Genomic DNA, 21231 nt, shown 5'->3' with positions numbered 1-21231 from the left:
ACAGTACAGGGTTGGTGAAGCAAACCATCAGTGGGCTTCGGCAATCGGATCGAGCGCGCGGGCGTGCTCCACCTCCCAGCCAAGCGGTACCACATCGCCCACGGCCAGGGCCGGGTCGAGCTCGGCAATCGGCTGCTTCACGAAGAAGTCGGCCTTGCCGCAGACTTCCAGGCGCACCCGCACGTGGTCGCCCAGGTAGATGAACTCGGCCACCCGGCCGGAGAAACGGTTGACGCAGCGCTCGCTGTGGCCGTTGAGGCGCACCCGCTCCGGGCGGATCGACAGGGTCACCGGCTCGCCCGCCGCCCCCACGTTCACCGCCAGCGCCTCGACCCGCTCGCCGCGGGGCAGCTGCACCTGACAGCGGTCGCCATCGTGCGACAGCAAGGTGCCGTTGAGGCGGTTGTTCTCGCCGATGAAGTTGGCGACGAAGGTGTTGCGCGGCTCTTCATAGAGGGTGCGCGGGTCGGCGATCTGCTGGATCTCGCCCTGGTGGAACACCGCCACCCGGTCGGACATGGTCAGCGCCTCGCCCTGGTCGTGGGTCACATAGACCACGGTCACGCCCAGGCGCTGGTGGATGTGCTTGATCTCCATCTGCATGTGCTCGCGCAACTGCTTGTCGAGCGCGCCGAGCGGCTCGTCCATCAGCACCAGCTGCGGCTCGAACACCAGGGCGCGGGCCAGGGCCACCCGCTGCTGCTGGCCACCGGAGAGCTGGCCCGGGTAGCGCTTGGCGAAGGCATCGAGCTGGACCATGGCCAGTACCCGCTTGACCCGCTCGCTGATGTCGGTCTTGCTCAGGTTGCGCACGCTCAAGGGGAAGGCCAGGTTCTCTTCCACGGTCATGTGCGGGAACAGCGCGTAGTTCTGGAACACCATGCCGATGTCGCGTTTGTGCGGCGGCACGTTGTTGATCGAACGCCCGGCCAGCTGGATCTCGCCGGCGGTGGGGGTCTCGAAGCCGGCCAGCATCATCAGGCTGGTGGTCTTGCCCGAGCCGGACGGGCCGAGCAAGGTGAGGAACTCGCCCTTGCGGATGTCCAGGTTGAGGTCCTTGACGATCAGCGATTCGCCGTCGTAGCTCTTCTGTACACCCCGGAAAGCTACCAGCGTCTCGCCACCGGCAGCGTTCGAATTCACCTCGCTCATGCCTGCACCTTCTTCTTGGAATGACTGCGTGAGCCAAGACTAGAGAAGCGGCAAGCCCCCGGAAATCGGGGGTGCTGAGAGAATGCCATCATCCGGATGGAAGATTTGCTGTAGGGATTGCCCTACAAGCGTGACGGTTTCAGACATTCCAGCGGCCCGCCCCCATAGGGCTTGCGCCAACCGAAGGTGCTCTGCGCCGCAGCCCAGCCCCAATCGAAGGCCGGGCTTGCTCGCACAGGCCGGGAGCCCCCCGGGCTCACCCCATGTCGCAAACGGGACACTCACACCAGCTTGTGCTCCATGGCGTACTTCACCAGTTCCGCCAGTGAGTTGACCTTGAGCTTCTGCATCAGGCGCGCCTTGTGGGTGCTGATGGTCTTGCTGGAGAGCGCCAGTTGCTGGGCGATGTCGTTGACGTTGGCGCCCTGGGCCAGGCGCTCGAACACCGAGAACTCACGCTCCGAGAGCAGGGTATGCAGGGGTCGGGTCTCGGTCAGGCCGACCTCGAAGACCATGCGGTCGGCCAGTGCCGGGTCGATGTAGCGCCCACCGCCTGCCACGCGGCGGATGGCCGTCAGCAGCAGGGCCGGATCGCTGTCCTTGGTGGCGTAGCCAGCGGCGCCAGCCTTCAGGGCACGAGCGGCCATCTGCGCCTCGTCGTGCATCGACAGCACCAGGATTGCCGGCGGATTGCCCTGCGCCCGGATCCGCGCAATCGCCTCCAGGCCGTTCACCCCCGGCATGGAGATATCCAGCAACACCACCTCGCAGGGCGTATGGCGCAGGGTCTCGAGCAATTGCTCACCGTTGCCGGCCTCCCCCACCACCTGCATGTCCTTGGCCAGGCCGATCAACTGCTTGATGCCCTCGCGGACGATGGTGTGGTCTTCGGCCACCAGCACTCGAATCACGGTCGCTCTCCTAATCCAATGGTATGGCCACGCTCAGGCTGCTGCCCTCGCCCGGCTCGCTGTCCAGGGTCATGCTGCCGCCCAGCATCAGCACCCGCTCGCGTACGCCCACCAGGCCGAACGACGCCGGCCGGGCCTGGTCGGTGCGAAACCCCACGCCATCATCGATGACGGTCATCCGCAGCGAGCCGTTTTCGCGCGCCAGCTCGATCTGCACGGTATGCGCCTGGGCATGGCGCATGACGTTGGTCAGCGCCTCCTGCAGGATGCGAAACAGCCCGGTGGCCTTGGCATCGCTCAATGGTGGCAGATTCTCCGGCACCTGTACCAGGCAGGGGATCTGCGTGCGTGCCTCGAAACGCCGGGCCTGCCATTCGACGGCCGAGGCAATGCCCGCATCGAGAATCGGCGGACGCAAGGCGCTCGCCACATCGCGCACCAGCTGGAACAACTGGGCGATCAGGCGTTTCATGCTGGCCAGGCGTTCGTTCAGGCCTGGGTCGAGTTCGGCGTAGGCCAGTTCGCACATGGAGACTTCGAGCTTGAGCACCGTGAGCATCTGCCCCAGTTCGTCATGCACCTCCCGGGCGATACGCGCCTTCTCTTCCTCGCGCACGCTTTCCAGGTGCGCCGACAGCTCGCGCAACTGTTCCTGCGAGCGCGCCAGCGCATGCTCGACCCGCTTGCTCTGGGTAATGTCCCAGACAATGCCATCCCACACCACTCGGCCATCGGGCAGGCGTCGGGTACTGGCCTTGATGTCGGCCCAGCGCTCCTCGCCCTGGCGCGTGAGGATGCGCCCTTGCCAGGACCAGTCCTGGTCGCTGGCCAGGGCCAAGTCCTGGACGCGATGGTAGTCGGCGCGGTCCTGCGGGTGGACCAGATTGCGCAACCCCATGTCGGGGTGCTGGATGTCGGCGGGCGCGTAGCCGACCAACGCCTCGCTGCCTTCGCTGATGTAGGGGAACTCCAGATCGCCCTCGGCGGGGTCGCGCTCCAGGCGGAACACCAGCCCCGGCACGTTGCCGGCGATCCCCTTGAGCCGCGCCTCGCTCTCGCGCAGAGCAGCCAGGGCGCGGCGGCGCTCGGTGACATCGGTGATGAACACCACCAGGTATTCGGCATCACGAAAGCGCAGGAAACTCAGCGACAGGTCCACCGGCAGCAGGTTGCCATCGGCACGCAGGCAATGGGTCTCGAACTGTTCGACGCCACCCTCGCCGGTGCGCACGCGCCTCCACAGCTCCAGCCAGCGGTCCATGTGCAAGGCCGGCTCGAAGTCGATCAGCGGCCGCTCCAGCAGCTCGCCCTCGCCACAGCCGAGCATGCGTTCGGCGGCATGGTTGGCGTAGCGGATATGGCTGTCCCAGTTGACCCAGAGGATACCCACGGTGCTCTGGTCGATGGAGAACTGGCTCAGGCGCAGCGCCTCTTCGCGCATCTGCCGTTCGGCCAGGTTTTCCCGTGCCGCCAGCAGATTGCGCTCCAGCTGACGCTGCTGGCGGCGCTGCCAGACCAGCGTGGCCATGGCACAGAGCAACAACAGACCGAACAGTAGGGCGAGGTTCTGCCAAAAACCAGTGGTCTCGCTCAGGCGCGGGTACTTGGGTTGCAGCCAGCGCTGGTGCAGCTGCTCCAACTCCTTGGCCGGCATGGCCTGCAGGCCGCGCTCCAGGACATCGGCCAGCAAGGGCCAGTCGCGCCGCGAGCCGACCCGCAGCAACTGTGGCAGGCCGATGTCGCCGACCACCGCCAGGTCACCGAACTCCCCCTCCCGGGACAGCCGGCTGAGCTGGGCTTCGTCGAGCACTGCGTAGCTTGCCTGCGCCCCCAACACCAGCTGCAAGGCCTCGCGCTCATCGGGAACGCCTTGCAGGTTCAGGTTGCCATAGTTGCTTCGCAGGTAATCGGCCAGGGCACTGGGCATGCGCACCGCGACCCGGTCATTGGCACCCAGTTTCTCCAACTCGACCGCCACCGCGCCGGTGCGGGCACCGACCACCAGCTGTGGTATGCGCATGTAGGGGTCGCTGAACAGCCACAGGCGCAGGCTGGCCGGTGTTTGCATCAGCCCTGGCGCGAAATCGATCTCGCCGGCCTGCAAGGCATGCTCGAGGGCCGCCTGGTCGCTGAAGTTGCGCCAGGTGAGGTCCAGCCGGAGTGCCCTCGCCAGCCAGTTCACCAACTCGACATTGGCGCCATACAACTGCTGCAGGCGGCGATCGAACTGGGCATAGGGCGCCTGCAGCACCACACCGACCCGCAGGCTGCGGTGGTTGTCCAGCCATTGCTGCTGGGCCGGCTCCAGCACTACCGACGGCGCAGGCTCAGGCCTGGCCAGGGCGATCAAGGGCAGCCACAAACAGCCGATAACCAACAGGCGACGCACTCGCTTCATCTATACGCTCGTCTTGGCAAGGACGGCCATCTGCTTGGTCGTCACGGACAAATACTATTAGGCTGCCGGTATCATTCTGGCTTTGGGTTGATTCATGTTCACACTTTATCGCACGACGCTGGCCCTGTTCTGCCTGGCTTCGATCCTATCGCTCGGCGCACAGGCCGCCGAGGCCGAGCAACCACAAGCTGCCGCCAAGACAGCAACCGCCCCCGCGCCACGCCCGCCCCTGGCCGAACGCAGCGAAGAAGACGCCCAGGCGCTCGAGCGCCTGGTGCCCAAAGCCGAACAGCAGACCTTGCAGGCCGGTGGCGAGAGCTTCCTGGCCTTGTGGAAACCGGCCAACGACAGTGATCCGAAGGGGGCGGTAATCATCGTCCCGGGTGCGGGAGAAAATGCTGACTGGCCCAAGGTGGTCGGCCCGCTGCGCCACAAGTTTCCCGATGTCGGCTGGCATAGCCTGAGCGTCAGCCTTCCCGACCTGGTCGTCGACAGCCCGCAGGCACGCGCCGAGCGCACGCCGGAAGCAGAGCCGACAGACAACCAGGGCGAGACCGCGCCAGCCCAGGACACCCCGGCCGACGCCAACGCCAACGTCGCCCAAGCCACCGCTGCCGAGGCCGACAGTGCACAAGGCACTGACGCCAGTGAAGCCGGGGAGCAAGGCGACCAAGCCGATGCCGAGCGCATCTTCGCCCGCCTCGACGCAGCGCTGGCCTATGCCCAGCAGCACAACCCTCGCAGCATCGTCCTGCTCGGCCATGGCAGCGGCGCCTACTGGGCAGCGCGCTACCTGGGTGAGCGGCAACCGCCCCAGGTACAGAAGCTGGTGATGATCGCGGCGCAGACGCCAGCACGGGTGGAGCACGACCTGCAGAGCCTGGCGCCGACCCTCAAGCTGCCCACCGCCGACCTCTACTACGCCACGCGCCCCCGCGACCGCCAGGCCGCCGAGCTGCGCCTGCAGGCCAGCAAGCGGCAGAAGGACAGCCAGTACCGGCAACTGTCGCTGATCGCCATGCCGGGTAACGCGGCGGCGGAGCAAGAGCAACTGTTCCGCCGGGTTCGAGGGTGGTTGATGCCGCAGGAGTGATTGCCGTTTCGAGTCGACCAGCAGGCTCATGGCGCTTGTCCCGTCAATAAGCCGCAAGCTCCAAGCCGCAAGCAGGTCCTGTGTCAAGGCGCCTACTTGCGGCTTTTCAGTCGTATAGAGTGGAGCTATCTACCCGGCTCATCTTGCAGCGTGCCGCTAAAGCTTGCAGCTGCTCAAAGCCCCCGCCGCTTGCGCACCAGGGCATAGGCTTGGTGCAACTCACGAGTACGCTCGGTCGCCTCACGCACCCGCGCTTCGCTCGCGCCACTACCGACCAGCTTGTCCGGGTGATGCCGGCTGAGCAGACGGCGGTAGGCCTGCTTCACCGCGTCGACATCGGTGTCGACCTCGACGCCAAGCAGGCGCAAGGCCGCCGCATAGGTCATCGCGCCACCTTCCGGTGCGCCCCTGCGGGGTTCGTATTCAAGGGACAGGGCCTGCACCTGCGGTCGCGTCAGCCCCATCGCCCGCCCCCACTCCAGCAACAGCTCACGCTCGCGCAGGCCTGCCTTGCCGTCGGCCCAGACCATCCGCCAACAGGCGCGCACCGTCCCTTCCGCGGCATGGGGCTGCTGGCTGATCCGTTGCAGGTGACGCGCCAGAGAATCCTTGCCCGACTTGCCACGGTTGAAGGCGGCAATCGCCCGGAGCCGCGCAGGCTCGGCCATGTGCAGGCGCGCCATCTCTTGACGCGCCTGCTGGATATGCCCTTCGCCAACCCGGCCATCGCTCTTGGCCAAGCGCCCGAGCAACACGAACAGCAGTTCTTCGTCCCGCAGCGCCGGGCGCCCGCCCAGGCGCTCTCGCACATCCTCCCAGCCCTGCAGGCGCAGGCGACGGTCCATGGCCTGGCCTAGCAGGGCACCCAGCAGGGCACCTGGGATGCTGGCCAGGGCAAAGCCGGCGCCGGCGCCTATCACCGTGCTCGGCCACCACATGTCAGTCGCACCCGACGATCAGGCGCTCGGCCTCGGCCAGGCGCTCCAGGGTCCCGACATCGACCCAGCGGCCACGGTAGTGCTCGCCGCTCACCCGCCCCTCGCCCATGGCCTTGCGCAGCAGTGGCGCCAGCTTGAAGGCACCGGGCTGGCAGCCTTCGAACAGTGCCGGGGCGAGCACCGAGATGCCGCTGAACGTCAGGGTATCGGCGGCCTCGTCACCGTCGAGGACTCGCTCGCCTTCCAGGCGGAAGTCACCGCGCCCGTGATGCCCAGGGTTGTCCACCAGCACCAGGTGCGCGAGCCCCTCCAGCGGAGTGCGCAGGCGGGTGAAGTCGTAGTCGGTCCAGATATCGCCATTGACCAGCAGGAACGGCGCCGTGCCCAGCAACGGCAGCGCCTTGAAGATCCCGCCACCGGTCTCGAGCGGCTCGCCCTCGGGCGAATAACGGATGCTCAGGCCGAAGCGTGAACCATCGCCCAGGTGGTCCTCGATCTGCTGGCCGAGCCAGGCATGGTTGATCACCACCTCGGTGAAACCTGCCCTGGCCAGTGCGCGCAGGTGGTACTCGATCAAGGGCTGGCCAGCGACAGGCACCAGTGGCTTGGGGGTGTGCAGGGTCAGGGGGCGCATGCGCTCGCCCTTGCCCGCCGCCAGGATCATCGCCTTCATGGGCGCGCCCCGATCTGCAGCTCAGCGATCAGTTGGCCCAACTCGGCCAGCTCGGGCCGACGACCGATGACCTCTTCGATGTAGGCGAAGAAGCGTGGCACGTCGGCAAGGTAGCGGGGCTTGCCATCACGGTGGCAGATACGGGCGAAGATGCCGATCACCTTGAGGTGGCGCTGCACGCCCATCAGATCGCTGGCGCAGTGGAATACCTCGAAGTCGTCCTGCACCGGGATACCCGCCTCGCGCGCCTTCTGCCAGTAGTCGCGCAGCCAGCCCTCGACACGGGTTTGGGGCCAACTGACGAAGGCATCCTTGAACAGGCAGGTGATGTCATAGGTCACCGGGCCGTAGACCGCGTCCTGGAAGTCCAGCACGCCTGGGTTGGGCTCGCTGCGCATCAGGTTGCGCGGCATATAGTCGCGGTGCACCAACACCTTGGGCTGGGCCAGGGCGCTGTCGATCAGCAGTTGGCTGACCCGCTCCCAGGCCGCCTGCTGGGCCTCGGAAAGCGCCAGGCCCAGGGCATGGCCGACGTACCACTGCGGGAACAGCTCCAGCTCGCGACGCAGCAAGGCAACATCGTAGCTCGGCAGCGGTGCTGTCATCGGCAGGCGCTGGAATGCCAGCAAGGCGTCGATGGCATCGGCGAACAGTACATCGGCGTTGTCGGCGTCGATGATATCCAGGTAGGTCTGGCGGCCAAGATCCCCCAGCAGCAGGAAGCCACGCTCCAGGTCCTGGGCATGGATGATCGGCACGTGCACACCGGCGCTGGACAGCAGGTGGTCGATATCGACGAAGGGGCGGCAGTTCTCCTGAGGTGGAGGCGCGTCCATGATCACGAAGCTATGATCGCCGCCCTGCCAGCGGAAATAGCGACGGAAACTCGCATCGCTACTGGCGGCGGTCAAGGTGCCTTCGGGCACTTCGCCCCAGGCGTTGTCATGGAAAAGAGGGTGGAGCTGCTCATCGAGCCAGGCGGTCAGTTGCTGCAGGCGTACATCGTGATCGGGCATTACAAGGGTCTCCGACGGCCCTAGCCGTCAAGCGGGTCATGCTTTATTATCCAGCATCTTTTCCAGACCATCGAGAGGCGTGCGGCCCCACACGCGGGCAGATGGCACGAAGGAAGCCCGGACTAATAAGATGGCATTGAAATCCCCCGCGTTTCGTAGAAAGTTCCCGCTGCTGGTGACTGGCGGCTTGCTGGCCCTGCAACCTCTGGCCACCCCCTATGTGGTGGCAGCCGAGCAGTTCGACTGCCAAGTGTCCGCCTCCGGTGGCTGGGACTGCAAGCCCAAGACCGCTGCCAGCAACCTGCCACCGCGTCCGGTGCACGAAGGCGCCGCCCCCAGCTCCAGCAGCGAGGGTACCGAGGCGCAGGTCGCCGAGGCCAGCGCCGAACCCAAGCCGGTCCTGGTCACCGAGAGCAAGGGCCGTGGCCTGAAGTCGCGCAGCGAAGACTACAGCCACCTGGACTGGGTCCCGCGCGAGAAGCTCACCCCTGCCCAGTTGGCCGAGACCGGCCCGTACTGCGCCGGTGCGTACATCGAGCCGGAACGCCCGGGCATGAACGACACCACGCCCAAGGACGAGTCGCCGACCTACCTGAACGCCAAGGTGTCCCGCTACCAGCAGGAACAGCAGATCGCCACGCTCGCCGGCGACGTGGTCATGCGCCAGGGCAGCATGCAGGTCGAGGCCGACGAGGCCAACCTGTACCAGGCCGAAAACCGGGGCGAGCTCAAGGGTAACGTCAAGCTGCGCGACAACGGCTCGCTGGTCGTTGGCGACCAGGCAGAAATCCAGCTGGACACCGGCGAAGCCCAGGTCGACAACGCCGAGTACGTGATGCACAAATCGCGCATCCGCGGTAATGCCCTGTACGCCAAGCGTGGCGAGAATGCCATCATTCGCCTCAAGGACGGCACCTACACCACCTGTGAGCCGAACAGCAACGCCTGGCAGCTCAAGGGCAACAACATCACCCTGAACCCGGCCACCGGCTTCGGTACCGCGACCAACGTCACCCTGCGGGTCAAGGATTTCCCGGTGTTCTATACACCGTACATCTATTTCCCGATCGACGACCGTCGCCAGTCCGGCTTCCTGCCACCGTCGTTCAGCACCAGCAGCGACACCGGCTTCATGCTGGTCACACCGTACTACTTCAACCTGGCGCCGAACTACGACGCCACGTTGTATCCACGCTACATGACCAAGCGTGGCCTGCTGATGGAAGGCGAGTTCCGCTACCTGACCAAGTCCAGCGAAGGCCAGTTCGGCGGCGCGTACCTGAACGACCAGGACGATGACCGCAAGGACCAGACCGACTACAAGGACCAGCGCTGGATGGTCAACTGGCAGCACAAGGGCGGCCTGGATTCGCGGTTGATGACCGAGGTGGACTACACCGACATCAGCGATCCGTTCTACTTCCAGGATCTGGAGTCGGATCAGATTGGTGTCGAGAGTAAGGATGTCGTCGACCAGCAGGGTGCCCTGACCTACCGTGGCGACAGTTATACCGCACGGCTGAACGTGCATGCCTACGAGATGGCGACCATTTCCCGCATCACGCCGTACGACAAACTGCCGCAGATTACCTTCAATGGCATGCTGCCTTATCATCCGGGCGGGTTCGACTTCAGCTATCAGACCGAAGCAGTTCGCTTCGATCGTGACCTGAAGGACGACTTCGTCCGCGACGAGGATGGCAACCCGGACTTTTCCGCCGGCGCAGCAGGACGGCGACTGGATGAAAACGTCTTCGGCCTAGCACGTGCCAACGGCACCCGCCTGAACGTGGCCCCGGCAATCAGCCTGCCCATGGAGGCCAGCTACGGCTTCATCAAGCCGAAGCTTAAGTACGTATACACTCACTACGACCTGGATCTGGACAGCAAAGGCAAAAGTGACATTGCAACGCTTGCAGTCAGAGACCCTGCACAACTTGACCTGCGCGGTGATTTCTCCAGTAACCAGAACCGCAGCGTTCCAGTCTTCAGCGTCGACAGTGGCCTGTATTTCGACCGCAACACTCAATGGTTCGGCAAGAACTATCGCCAAACCCTGGAGCCCCGGCTGTTCTACCTCTATGTACCGTATGAGGACCAGAAGGACATCCCGGTCTTCGACACCAGCGAGAGCTACTTCAGCTACTCCTCACTGTTCCGCGACAACCGCTTCAGTGGTTCCGACCGCATCGGCGACGAGAACAAACTGTCGCTGGGCGTGACCAGTCGTTGGATCGAGGAAAACGGTTTCGAACGTCAACGCATCAGTATCGGCCAGGCGCTTTACTTCAAGGACCGCAAGGTACAGATGCCAGGCATCGACTGGCGTACCCGCGACGACTCGCAATCGGACGTGTCACCTTACGCCCTGGAGTACCAGTACGCCTTCAACCGCGACTGGCGCTTCAACTCCGACTACAACTGGGACCCGGACAGCCGCAGCCCTCGCTCGGGCAGCGCCATGTTCCACTACCAGCCTGAGGACAATCCGAACAAGATCGTCAACCTGGGCTACCGCTACCGCAACGACCTGGTCCGCTACGACTCGCTGACCGGACGTTGGCAGGTGGGCGGCGGCGACTACGGCACTCCAGGCAGCCCGAATTACATCAAGGACTACTACAAGATCGAGCAACACGACTTCTCGGTCATCTGGCCAATCGTGCCGCAGTGGAGCGTGATCGGTCGCTGGCAGCACGATTACAACCGCAACCGTACCCTGGAAGCCATGGGTGGCTTCGAGTACGACAACTGCTGCTGGAAACTGCGCTTGATCAACCGCTACTGGCTCGACTACGACGACTTCAGCCAGGCCGTTCCGCAGAATGAAAAAGGCGACCACGGCGTCTTCCTGCAAATCGTGCTCAAAGGCCTCGGTGGCGTAGTGGGCAACAAGGTCGAGTCGTTCCTCGACGAAGGCATTCAAGGTTACCGTACACGTGAAGAGCAAGCTTATTGATCGACTGCGCCCGCTGATGCTGGGCGCTGTATTGCTGAGTGGCGCGGTGCATGCCGCGGTGCAACCCCTGGACCGGGTCGTGGCTATCGTCGACAACGACGTAGTCATGCAGAGCCAGCTGGACCAGCGTATCCGTGAAGTGCAGCAGACCATCGCCAAGCGCGGCGGTGGCACGCCACCGCCCGGAGCCCTGGAGCAGCAGGTCCTGGAGCGCCTGATCGTCGAGAACCTGCAACTGCAGATCGGCGAGCGCTCGGGCATCCGCATCACCGACGAGGAACTCAACCAGGCCATCGCCACCATTGCCCAGCGCAACGGCATGACCCTGGAGCAGTTCCGCGCCGCCCTGGCCCAGGACGGCCTGTCGTTCGACGACGCCCGCGACCAGGTCAAGCGCGAGATGATCATCAGCCGCGTGCGCCAGCGCCGCGTGGCCGAGCGCATCCAGGTCTCGGAGCAGGAAGTGAAGAACTTCCTCAACTCCGACCTGGGCAAGATGCAGCTGTCCGAGGAATACCGCCTGGCCAACATCCTCATCCCCACCCCGGAAAGCGCCAATTCCAGCGCCATCCAGGCGGCTGCCCAACAGGCTGGCGAGGTCTACCAGCAGCTCAAGCAGGGCGCCGACTTCGGCCAGATGGCCATCGCCCGCTCGGCCAGCGAGAACGCCCTGGAAGGCGGCGAGATGGGCTGGCGCAAGGCCGGCCAGTTGCCGCCAGACTTCGCCGGCCTGCTCAGCAGCATGGCCGTGGGTGACATCACCCAGCCGATCCGCATCCCCAACGGCTTCATCATCCTCAAGCTCGAGGAGAAACGTGGCGGCGGCAACGTCCTGCGTGACGAGGTGCATGTCCGTCACATCCTGATCAAGCCCAGCGAGATCCGCAGCGAAGCGGCTACCCAACAGCTGGCCGAACGCCTGTACGAGCGCATCAGGAACGGCGAAGACTTCGCCGAGCTGGCGAAGAGCTTCTCGGAAGACCCGGGTTCGGCGCTCAACGGCGGCGACCTCAACTGGGTCGACCCCAACAGCCTGGTGCCGGAGTTCCGCGAAGTGATGACCAGCGCCCCCCAGGGCGAGGTGTCCCGTCCGTTCCGCAGCCAATACGGCTGGCATGTGCTCGAAGTACTGGGCCGCCGCGCCACCGACAGCACCGAACAGGCCCGCGAGCAGCAGGCCATGAACGTCCTGCGCAACCGCAAGTACGACGAAGAGCTGCAGACCTGGCTGCGCCAGATCCGCGACGAAGCCTACGTTGAAATCAAGCTGCCTGGCGCCGACCAGGCCGCCCAGTGAAGCCCCTGCGCTTCGCCGTCACGCCCGGCGAGCCGGCCGGCATAGGTCCCGACCTGTGCCTGCTGCTCGCCGCCGAGGCCCAGCCCCACCCCCTGATCGCCATCACCAGCCGTGACCTGCTCGCCGAGCGGGCCACGCAACTGGGGCTGGCCGTCAACCTGCTGCCCGTCTCGGTAGACGCCTGGCCCGACCAGCCGGCTCCCGCCGGCAGCCTGTACGTCTGGGATACGCCGCTGGCCGCAAAGGTGGTGCCGGGGCAACTGGACAAGGCCAACGCTGCCTTCGTCCTGGAAACCCTGACCCGGGCCGGCCAAGGCTGCCTCGACGGGCATTTCGCCGGCATGATCACCGCCCCCGTGCACAAGGGCGTGATCAACGAAAGCGGCATCGCCTTCTCCGGCCACACCGAATTCCTTGCCGACCTGACCCACACCGCCCAGGTGGTGATGATGCTCGCCACCCACGGCTTGCGCGTGGCCCTGGTGACCACCCACCTGCCCCTGCGCGAGATCGCCGACGCCATCAGCGCCGAGCGCCTGGAGCGTGTCACGCGCATCCTGCATGCCGACCTGCGCGACAAGTTCGGCATCGCCAATCCGCGCATCCTGGTCTGCGGCCTCAACCCGCATGCCGGTGAGGGCGGCCATCTGGGCCGCGAAGAAATCGACATCATCGAGCCCACACTGCAGCGCCTGCGCAACGAAGGCATGGACCTGCGCGGCCCGCTGCCGGCCGATACCCTGTTCACCCCCAAATACCTGGAGCACTGCGACGCAGTGCTGGCGATGTACCACGACCAGGGCCTGCCCGTACTCAAATACAAAGGCTTCGGCGCCGCCGTCAACGTAACCCTGGGCCTGCCGATCATCCGCACGTCGGTCGATCACGGCACCGCCCTGGACCTGGCCGGCACCGGCAAGGTCGACACCGGCAGCCTGCGCGTCGCCCTGGAAACCGCCTACCAGATGGCCGAGAACCGACCATGAACGAGCAATACCAACACCGGGCGCGCAAGCGCTTCGGCCAGAACTTCCTGCATGACGCCGGGATCATCGACCGCATCCTGCGGGCGATCAACGCCAAGGCCGGCGAGCACCTGCTGGAGATCGGCCCAGGCCAGGGCGCCCTCACCGAGGGCCTGCTGGGCAGCGGCGCACAGCTGGACGTCGTGGAGCTGGACAAGGACTTGGTGCCGATCCTCCAGCACAAGTTCGCAGGCAACCCCAACTTCCGCCTGCACCAGGGCGACGCCCTGAAGTTCGACTTCAACCAGTTGGGCGTGCCGCCACGCAGCCTCAAGGTCGTGGGCAACCTGCCCTACAACATCTCCACACCGCTGATCTTCCACTTGCTGGAGCATGCCGAGCTGATCCGCGACATGCATTTCATGCTGCAGAAGGAAGTGGTCGAGCGCCTGGCTGCGGGCCCCGGCGGTGGAGACTGGGGCCGCCTGTCGATCATGGTGCAGTACCACTGCCGGGTCGAGCACCTGTTCAATGTCGGGCCGGGCGCCTTCAACCCTCCGCCGAAGGTGGATTCGGCCATCGTGCGCCTGGTCCCCCACGAGACCCTGCCCCATCCGGCCAAGGACCCGCGCCTGCTCGAGCGTATCGTCCGCGAAGCCTTCAACCAGCGCCGCAAGACGCTGCGCAATACCCTCAAGGGGCTGCTCGACAGCCAGGCCATCGAAGCGGCGGGCGTCGATGGCAGCCTGCGACCGGAGCAACTCGACCTGGCCGCCTTCGTGCGCCTGGCTGACCAGCTGGCAGAGCAGCAGGGCAGCGCCTTGTAATCATGGGGCTGCGTTGCAGCCCATCGCCGGCAAGCCCCACAGGTGCCCTGCACGGCACATGACGCGTCAACACCGCTGCCACCTGTGAGAGCGGGCTTGCCTGCAAATGGGCCCCGGCAGTCACCGACCGCCCGCACAACTGGCCTACACCCCCGCCAATGGCCTAGACTGCACCCATTGCCGTATTTGCGTCCGTTCGTCCAAGGCCTTTGCATGTCCGACCCCCGCTACCAGATCGACGTCAGCGTCGTCACCCGCTATCTCACAGAACAATCCGACCCCGACAACGACCGTTTCGCCTTCGCCTACACCATCACGGTGCAGAACAACGGCTCGGTCAAGGCCCGATTGATGTCACGCCATTGGCTGATCACCAACGGCGACGGCGAGGTCGAGGAAGTACGCGGCGCCGGCGTGGTCGGCCAGCAGCCACTCATCGAGCCGGGCCAGAGCCACACCTACAGCAGCGGCGCGGTGATCACCACCCGCGTCGGCACCATGCAGGGCAGCTACCAGATGCTCGCCGAGGACGGTCAGCACTTCGATGCCCTCATCGCCCCCTTCCGCCTGGCCGTACCGGGAGCCTTGCACTGATGGCGGTGTATGCGGTCGGCGACCTGCAAGGCTGCCTGCAGCCACTGAAGTGCCTGCTCGAACGGGTACGCTTCGACCCAACGGTCGATCGTCTCTGGCTGGTCGGCGACCTGGTCAACCGTGGCCCCGAGTCGCTGGAAACCTTGCGCTTTCTCTATGGCATCCGCGATTCGCTGGTCTGCGTGCTCGGCAACCATGACCTGCACCTGCTGGCCGCCTGGCACAACGTCGAACGCCTGAAGAAAAGCGATACCCTGCGCGAAATCATCGAGGCACCGGACGCCGACCAATTGTTCGACTGGCTGCGCCGGCAGAAACTGCTGCACTACGACGAGCCCCGAGGCATCGCCATGGTTCATGCCGGCATCCCGCCCCAGTGGACCTTGGGCAAGGCGCTGGAGCTGGCCGCCGAGGTGGAGGAAGTCCTGCGCGACGACAGCCGCCTGAAACTGTACTTGGATGGCATGTACGGCAACGAGCCGAACAAGTGGAGCAAGAGCCTGACCGGCATAGAACGCCTGCGGGTCATCACCAACTACTTCACCCGCATGCGCTTCTGCACCGCCGAAGGCAAGCTCGACCTCAAGAGCAAGGAAGGCCCAGGCAGCGCGCCCAAGGGCTACAAGCCCTGGTTCGCCCACAAGGATCGCCGTTCACGCCACGTGAAGATCATCTTCGGCCATTGGGCCGCCCTCGAGGGGCGTGTCGACGTGCCCGACGTCATCGGCCTGGACACCGGCTGCGTGTGGGGCGGCGCGATGACCCTGTACAACGTCGACAGCGGCGAATTCCACCGCTGCGACTGCGCCGACGACGGCACCCCGCGCCCGCCGGCACAACCGGCTAGAATCAATGACCAGTCCTGAAGGAAACCGTCCCATGAGCGAATTCAAGCGCATCCCTCCCGAGCAGGCCCAGGCCCTGCGTGAGCAAGGTGCGGTGGTCGTCGACATCCGCGACCCGCAGTCTTTCGCCGCCGGGCACATCGCCGGCGCCACACATCTGGATAACCATTCGGTCGCCGAGTTCATTCGCAATGCCGACCTCGATGCACCGACCCTGGTGGTCTGCTACCACGGCAATTCCAGCCAGAGCGCCGCCGCCTATCTGGTCGGCCAGGGCTTCTCCGATGTCTACAGCCTCGATGGCGGCTTCGAGCTGTGGCGCAGCACCTACCCGGCCGAAACGGCCCAGGGCACTGCCGAATAATTTTTTTATTTTTCCTGCAGCCCGCGCCCCATGCGGGCTCGGGCATCAGCTGACGAACGGTCGTGGGCATCTTCTCGACCTCGTGCCCTTGACCTTGCGTATAACCAACTATCCTTAAGCCCAGGCCATCCAAAAAAGGGGAGAGCCGGTACACCGGCGTGCGGGTCATCGGTAGCGTTTCTACGGGTGTTCTGGGGGGTATACAGCAATCGGCCAGCCCGGTTGCATGCCAGCATCAGCTGACTGATCCGGCGTCGGCTCCACGTATCGAGCGAGGTGACGTCATGAGCATTTTTAGCCACTTCCAACAACGTTTCGAGTCAACCCGCCAGGAAGAACTCTCGCTGCAGGAGTACCTCGAGCTGTGCAAAGAGGATCGCAGCGCCTACGCTTCGGCGGCCGAACGGCTGTTGCTGGCCATCGGCGAACCGGAGCTGGTCGATACCTCAACGAACTCCAGGCTGTCGAGAATCTTCTCCAACAAGGTGATCCGTCGCTATCCGGCCTTTGCCGACTTCCATGGCATGGAAGAGTGCATCGACCAGATCGTGTCCTACTTCCGCCACGCCGCACAGGGCCTGGAGGAGAAGAAACAGATCCTGTACCTGCTGGGCCCGGTGGGTGGCGGTAAATCGTCCCTGGCCGAGAAGCTCAAGCAACTGATGGAAAAGGTGCCCTTCTATGCCATCAAGGGCTCGCCGGTGTTCGAATCCCCCCTGGGCCTGTTCAATGCGGCCGAAGACGGCGCCATTCTCGAGGAAGAGTTCGGCATCCCACGGCGCTACCTGAATACCATCATGTCGCCTTGGGCCACCAAGCGCCTGCAGGAGTTCGGCGGCGACATCTCCAAGTTCCGGGTGGTCAAGCTCTACCCTTCCATCCTTAACCAGATCGCCATCGCCAAGACCGAACCAGGCGACGAGAACAACCAGGACATCTCCGCGCTGGTGGGCAAGGTGGATATCCGCAAGCTCGAGGAATTCCCGCAGAACGACGCCGACGCCTACAGCTATTCGGGCGCCCTGTGCCGGGCCAACCAGGGCCTGATGGAATTCGTCGAGATGTTCAAGGCGCCGATCAAGGTCCTGCACCCGCTGCTGACCGCCACGCAAGAGGGCAACTACAACAGCACCGAAGGCCTGGGCGCGATCCCCTACTCCGGGATCCTGCTGGCCCACTCCAACGAGTCGGAGTGGCACACCTTCCGGAACAACAAGAACAACGAGGCATTCATCGACCGGATCTACATCGTCAAGGTGCCGTACTGCCTGCGCGTCAGCGACGAGGTCAAGATCTACGACAAACTGCTGGTCAACAGTTCGCTGGCCAAGGCCCACTGCGCACCGGACACCCTCAAGATGCTCGCCCAGTTCACCGTGCTGTCGCGCCTCAAGGAGCCGGAGAACTCCAACATCTACTCGAAGATGCGCGTGTACGACGGCGAGAACCTCAAGGACACCGATCCGAAGGCCAAGTCGATCCAGGAATACCGCGATGCCGCGGGCGTCGACGAAGGCATGAACGGCCTGTCGACCCGTTTCGCCTTCAAGATCCTCTCCAAGGTCTTCAACTTCGACCCCCACGAAGTGGCAGCCAACCCGGTGCACTTGCTCTACGTGCTGGAACAGCAGATCGAACAGGAGCAGTTCCCTGCCGAAGTGCGTGAGCGCTACCTGCGCTATCTCAAGGAATACCTGGCACCGCGCTACATCGAGTTCATCGGCAAGGAGATCCAGACCGCCTACCTGGAGTCCTACAGCGAATACGGCCAGAACATCTTCGACCGCTACGTGCTGTACGCCGACTTCTGGATCCAGGACCAGGAATACCGCGACCCGGAAACCGGCGAGATCCTCAACCGCATCGCCCTCAACGAGGAGCTGGAGAAGATCGAGAAACCAGCCGGCATCAGCAACCCGAAGGATTTCCGCAACGAGATCGTCAACTTCGTGCTGCGTGCCCGTGCCAACAACAATGGCAAGAACCCGAGCTGGCTGAGCTATGAGAAGCTGCGGGTGGTGATCGAGAAGAAAATGTTCTCCAACACCGAGGACCTGCTGCCGGTCATCAGCTTCAACGCCAAGGCCAGCAAGGAGGACCAACAGAAACACAACGACTTCGTCACCCGGATGGTGGAGCGTGGCTACACCGACAAACAGGTACGCCTGCTGTCGGAATGGTATCTGCGGGTCAGGAAATCGCAATAAAGCGGCAAGCTACAAGCCGCGGGCTGCAAGCTGTCCAGCGCCGAACCTGCTACAGGCGCGACAGCTTGCGGCAGCGGGGGCTGCTTTGTCTTGCAGCTTGTCGCTTGAAGCTCGCAGCTGCTTCCAGCTACCGGAGGGCCCATGAGCTACGTAATCGACCGACGCCTGAACGGCAAGAACAAGAGCACGGTCAACCGCCAGCGTTTCCTGCGGCGTTACCGTGAGCACATCAAGAAAGCCGTCGAAGAGGCCGTAAGCCGCCGTTCCATCATGGACATGGAGCATGGCGAGCAGATCAGCATCCCGGCGCGGGATATCGACGAGCCGGTGCTGCACCATGGTCGTGGCGGCAAGCAGACCATCGTCCACCCGGGCAACAAGGAATTCACCGCCGGCGAACACATCCCGCGCCCCCAGGGTGGCGGAGGTGGCGGCGGGCGTGGCAAGGCCGGCAACTCCGGCGAAGGCATGGACGACTTCGTCTTCCAGATCACCCAGGAGGAATTCCTCGAGTTCATGTTCGAGGACCTGGAGCTGCCCAACCTGGTCAAGCGCCACCTGACCGGCGCCGACACCTTCAAGACCGTGCGCGCAGGCATCGCCAACGAAGGCAACCCGTCGCGCATCAACATCGTGCGCACCCTGCGCTCGGCCCATGCCCGGCGCATCGCCCTGACCGGCAGCAGCCGCGCCCTGTTGCGCGAGGCCCAGGCCGAGCTGGCTCGCCTGAAGGTCGAGGAGCCCGACAACTTCACCGATATCCAGGCAACCGAAGCGGAAATCGAACGCCTCAAGGCGCGCATCAACCGCCTGCCCTTTCTCGACACCTTCGACCTCAAGTACAACCTGCTGGTCAAGCAGCCCAACCCCAGCTCCAAGGCGGTGATGTTCTGCCTGATGGACGTCTCCGGCTCCATGACCCAGGCCACCAAGGACATCGCCAAGCGCTTCTTCATCCTGCTCTACCTGTTCCTCAAGCGAAACTACGATCGCATCGAGGTGGTATTCATCCGCCACCACACCAGCGCCCGCGAGGTCGACGAGGAAGAATTCTTCTACTCCCGGGAGACCGGCGGCACCATCGTTTCCAGCGCGCTCAAGCTGATGCAGGAAATCATGGCCGACCGCTACCCGGCCAATGAATGGAACATCTATGCCGCCCAGGCCTCGGACGGCGATAACTGGAACGATGACTCGCCGATCTGCCGCGACATCCTCGCCAACCAGATCATGCCGCATGTGCAGTACTACACTTATGTCGAGATCACCCCTCGCGAGCATCAGGCGCTATGGTACGAATACGAGCGCATCGGCGAGGCCTATCCCGACACGTTCGCCCAGCAGCAGTTGGTATCGGCCGGCGACATCTACCCGGTCTTCCGTGAACTCTTCCAGCGCAGGTTAGCCACATGACCGCCAGAGCACAGAGACGCCAACCCATTTCCACCGGCTCGGAGTGGACGTTCGAGTTGATCCAGGCCTACGACCGGGAAATCAGCCGCCTGGCCGAGCGTTACGCCCTGGACACCTACCCCAACCAGATCGAGGTGATCACCGCCGAGCAGATGATGGACGCCTATGCCTCCGTCGGCATGCCCCTCGGTTATCACCATTGGTCCTATGGCAAGCAGTTCCTCAGCACGGAAAAGTCCTATAGCCGCGGCCAGATGGGCCTGGCGTACGAGATCGTGATCAACTCCGACCCCTGCATCGCCTACCTCATGGAAGAGAACACCATGTGCATGCAGGCGCTGGTGATCGCCCATGCCTGCTATGGCCACAACAGTTTCTTCAAGGGCAACTACCTGTTCCGCACCTGGACCGACGCCAGCTCGATCATCGATTACCTGGTCTTCGCCAAGCAGTACATCGCCCAATGCGAGGAGCGCCACGGCATCGATGCCGTCGAGGACCTGATCGACTCCTGCCATGCCCTGATGAACTACGGGGTCGACCGCTACAAGCGCCCCTACCCGATCTCGGCCGAGGAAGAGCGCCGTCGACAGAAAGAGCGTGAGGAACACCTGCAACGGCAGATCAATGACCTGTGGCGCACCATTCCCAAGGGTGCGGAAAAGGGCGGCGAACGGGATGATGTACGCTTCCCCGCCGAACCACAGGAAAACATCCTCTACTTCATCGAAAAGCACGCCCCGCTGCTCGAACCCTGGCAACGTGAAGTGGTGCGCATCGTGCGCAAGATCGCCCAGTACTTCTACCCACAGCGCCAGACCCAGGTGATGAACGAAGGCTGGGCCACGTTCTGGCACTACACCCTGATGAACGACCTGTACGACGAAGGGCTGGTGACCGACGGGTTCATCATGGAGTTCCTGCAGTCACACACCAGCGTGGTGTTCCAGCCAGGCTTCGACAGCCCCTACTACAGCGGTATCAACCCTTATGCCCTGGGTTTTGCCATGTACACCGACATCCGTCGCATGTGCGAGAACCCCACCGAGGAAGATCGCCGCTGGTTCCCCGACATTGCCGGCAGCGATTGGCTTTCTACCCTCAAGTTCGCCATGAGCAGCTTCAAGGACGAGAGCTTCATCCTGCAATACCTGTCACCCAAGGTGATCCGCGACCTCAAGCTGTTCAGCATCCTCGACGACGACCAACGCGACGACCTGCTGGTTCCGGCGATCCACGACGAGGCCGGCTACCGGCTGATCCGCGAACAACTGGCCGCCCAGTACAACCTGGGCAACCGCGAGCCCAACGTGCAGATCTGGAGCATCGACCGTCGCGGCGACCGCTCCCTGACCCTGCGCCATCAACAGCACAACCGCAAGCCGCTGGGCGACTCCACCGAGGAAGTGCTCAAGCACCTGCATCGCCTCTGGGGCTTCGACATCCACCTGGAAACCGTTCAGGGCGACCAGGTGATGAAGACCCATCACATGCCGCCGCGTGGCGAACAAGGCGAAGCGAGCGAATACGGCCGCATGGACCTGGCCGTGGTGCATCACCTCTAGCAGGCGCACCTCCA

Annotated in this window: 17 protein-coding genes; 11 read left to right on the top strand and 6 right to left on the bottom strand. The window is 64.2% G+C overall.

Translation table 11 applies throughout. The features are described 5' to 3' along the window. Nucleotides 1-27: 27 nt before the first annotated feature. The 3 genes from ABFA30_RS06810 to ABFA30_RS06800 form a co-directional block, all read right to left on the bottom strand. Nucleotides 28-1152 (bottom strand): ABC transporter ATP-binding protein, encoded by a 1125-nt coding sequence (locus tag ABFA30_RS06810; protein WP_225786426.1) that lies wholly within the window; start codon nucleotides 1150-1152, stop codon nucleotides 28-30. A gap of 281 nt (nucleotides 1153-1433) precedes the next feature. Then, nucleotides 1434-2063: a response regulator transcription factor gene (locus tag ABFA30_RS06805; protein WP_225786427.1), complete on the bottom strand. Its 630-nt coding sequence runs from the start codon at nucleotides 2061-2063 to the stop codon at nucleotides 1434-1436. Between the two features lie 10 nt (nucleotides 2064-2073). Beyond that, nucleotides 2074-4461: a PAS domain S-box protein gene (locus ABFA30_RS06800; RefSeq protein WP_410045262.1), complete on the bottom strand. Its 2388-nt coding sequence runs from the start codon at nucleotides 4459-4461 to the stop codon at nucleotides 2074-2076. A gap of 94 nt (nucleotides 4462-4555) precedes the next feature. Between ABFA30_RS06800 and ABFA30_RS06795 the strand changes: the two genes are divergently transcribed. Next, nucleotides 4556-5554, top strand: coding sequence for an alpha/beta hydrolase family protein (locus ABFA30_RS06795; RefSeq protein WP_410045261.1), 999 nt, complete (start codon nucleotides 4556-4558; stop codon nucleotides 5552-5554). Nucleotides 5555-5727: 173 nt separating this feature from the next. Here ABFA30_RS06795 and ABFA30_RS06790 read toward each other — a convergent pair whose 3' ends face one another. From ABFA30_RS06790 to ABFA30_RS06780, 3 genes are read right to left on the bottom strand one after another with little or no spacing between them, the layout of a single operon-like run. After that, complete coding sequence (locus ABFA30_RS06790; protein WP_225786430.1) at nucleotides 5728-6492, bottom strand: TerB family tellurite resistance protein; 765 nt, start codon at nucleotides 6490-6492, stop codon at nucleotides 5728-5730. 1 nt (nucleotide 6493) lies between these two features. Further along, nucleotides 6494-7165, bottom strand: coding sequence for an N-acetylmuramate alpha-1-phosphate uridylyltransferase MurU (gene murU, locus ABFA30_RS06785; RefSeq protein ID WP_225786431.1), 672 nt, complete (start codon nucleotides 7163-7165; stop codon nucleotides 6494-6496). Beyond that, entirely contained in the window at nucleotides 7162-8181 is a 1020-nt protein-coding gene (locus ABFA30_RS06780; protein WP_410045260.1) for an aminoglycoside phosphotransferase family protein, read from the bottom strand. Before ABFA30_RS06780 ends, murU begins: the two co-directional genes overlap by 4 nt. Before the next feature lie 130 nt (nucleotides 8182-8311). Between ABFA30_RS06780 and ABFA30_RS06775 the strand changes: the two genes are divergently transcribed. The 10 genes from ABFA30_RS06775 (at nucleotide 8312) to ABFA30_RS06730 (ending at nucleotide 21217) form a co-directional block, all read left to right on the top strand. Further along, nucleotides 8312-11140 (top strand): LPS-assembly protein LptD, encoded by a 2829-nt coding sequence (locus ABFA30_RS06775; RefSeq protein ID WP_253167861.1) that lies wholly within the window; start codon nucleotides 8312-8314, stop codon nucleotides 11138-11140. Continuing rightward, entirely contained in the window at nucleotides 11121-12437 is a 1317-nt protein-coding gene (gene surA / locus ABFA30_RS06770) for a peptidylprolyl isomerase SurA (protein ID WP_225786434.1), read from the top strand. The genes ABFA30_RS06775 and surA overlap by 20 nt, the downstream gene beginning before the upstream one ends. Then, nucleotides 12434-13423, top strand: coding sequence for a 4-hydroxythreonine-4-phosphate dehydrogenase PdxA (gene pdxA, locus ABFA30_RS06765; RefSeq protein WP_225786435.1), 990 nt, complete (start codon nucleotides 12434-12436; stop codon nucleotides 13421-13423). The genes surA and pdxA overlap by 4 nt, the downstream gene beginning before the upstream one ends. Then, entirely contained in the window at nucleotides 13420-14229 is an 810-nt protein-coding gene (gene rsmA / locus ABFA30_RS06760) for a 16S rRNA (adenine(1518)-N(6)/adenine(1519)-N(6))-dimethyltransferase RsmA (RefSeq protein ID WP_253167860.1), read from the top strand. Before pdxA ends, rsmA begins: the two co-directional genes overlap by 4 nt. Nucleotides 14230-14442: 213 nt before the next feature. After that, nucleotides 14443-14823: a Co2+/Mg2+ efflux protein ApaG gene (gene apaG / locus ABFA30_RS06755; RefSeq protein ID WP_225786437.1), complete on the top strand. Its 381-nt coding sequence runs from the start codon at nucleotides 14443-14445 to the stop codon at nucleotides 14821-14823. Beyond that, complete coding sequence (locus tag ABFA30_RS06750) at nucleotides 14823-15689, top strand: symmetrical bis(5'-nucleosyl)-tetraphosphatase (RefSeq protein WP_225786438.1); 867 nt, start codon at nucleotides 14823-14825, stop codon at nucleotides 15687-15689. The genes apaG and ABFA30_RS06750 overlap by 1 nt, the downstream gene beginning before the upstream one ends. Nucleotides 15690-15702: 13 nt before the next feature. Beyond that, nucleotides 15703-16032 carry a thiosulfate sulfurtransferase GlpE gene (glpE, locus tag ABFA30_RS06745; protein WP_225786439.1) on the top strand — a complete coding sequence of 110 codons (330 nt, stop codon included), beginning with the start codon at nucleotides 15703-15705 and terminating at the stop codon, nucleotides 16030-16032. 284 nt (nucleotides 16033-16316) lie between these two features. Then, nucleotides 16317-18239, top strand: a complete 1923-nt coding sequence (locus tag ABFA30_RS06740; protein ID WP_225786440.1) for a PrkA family serine protein kinase — start codon at nucleotides 16317-16319, stop codon at nucleotides 18237-18239. 141 nt (nucleotides 18240-18380) lie between these two features. Then, nucleotides 18381-19652 carry a YeaH/YhbH family protein gene (locus ABFA30_RS06735; RefSeq protein ID WP_225786441.1) on the top strand — a complete coding sequence of 424 codons (1272 nt, stop codon included), beginning with the start codon at nucleotides 18381-18383 and terminating at the stop codon, nucleotides 19650-19652. Further along, the gene (locus ABFA30_RS06730; RefSeq protein ID WP_225786442.1) at nucleotides 19649-21217 is read left to right on the top strand and encodes a SpoVR family protein; all 1569 of its coding nucleotides are present in this window, start codon (nucleotides 19649-19651) and stop codon (nucleotides 21215-21217) included. The genes ABFA30_RS06735 and ABFA30_RS06730 overlap by 4 nt, the downstream gene beginning before the upstream one ends. The last annotated feature ends 14 nt before the right edge of the window (nucleotides 21218-21231 follow it).

The organism is Pseudomonas sp. HLMP (assembly GCF_046365545.1).
GTDB classification, from domain to species: Bacteria; Pseudomonadota; Gammaproteobacteria; order Pseudomonadales; family Pseudomonadaceae; genus Aquipseudomonas; species Aquipseudomonas guariconensis_B.
The sequence above is the reverse complement of the archived record's forward strand: the minus strand, read 5'-3'. Positions and strand labels throughout refer to the sequence as shown.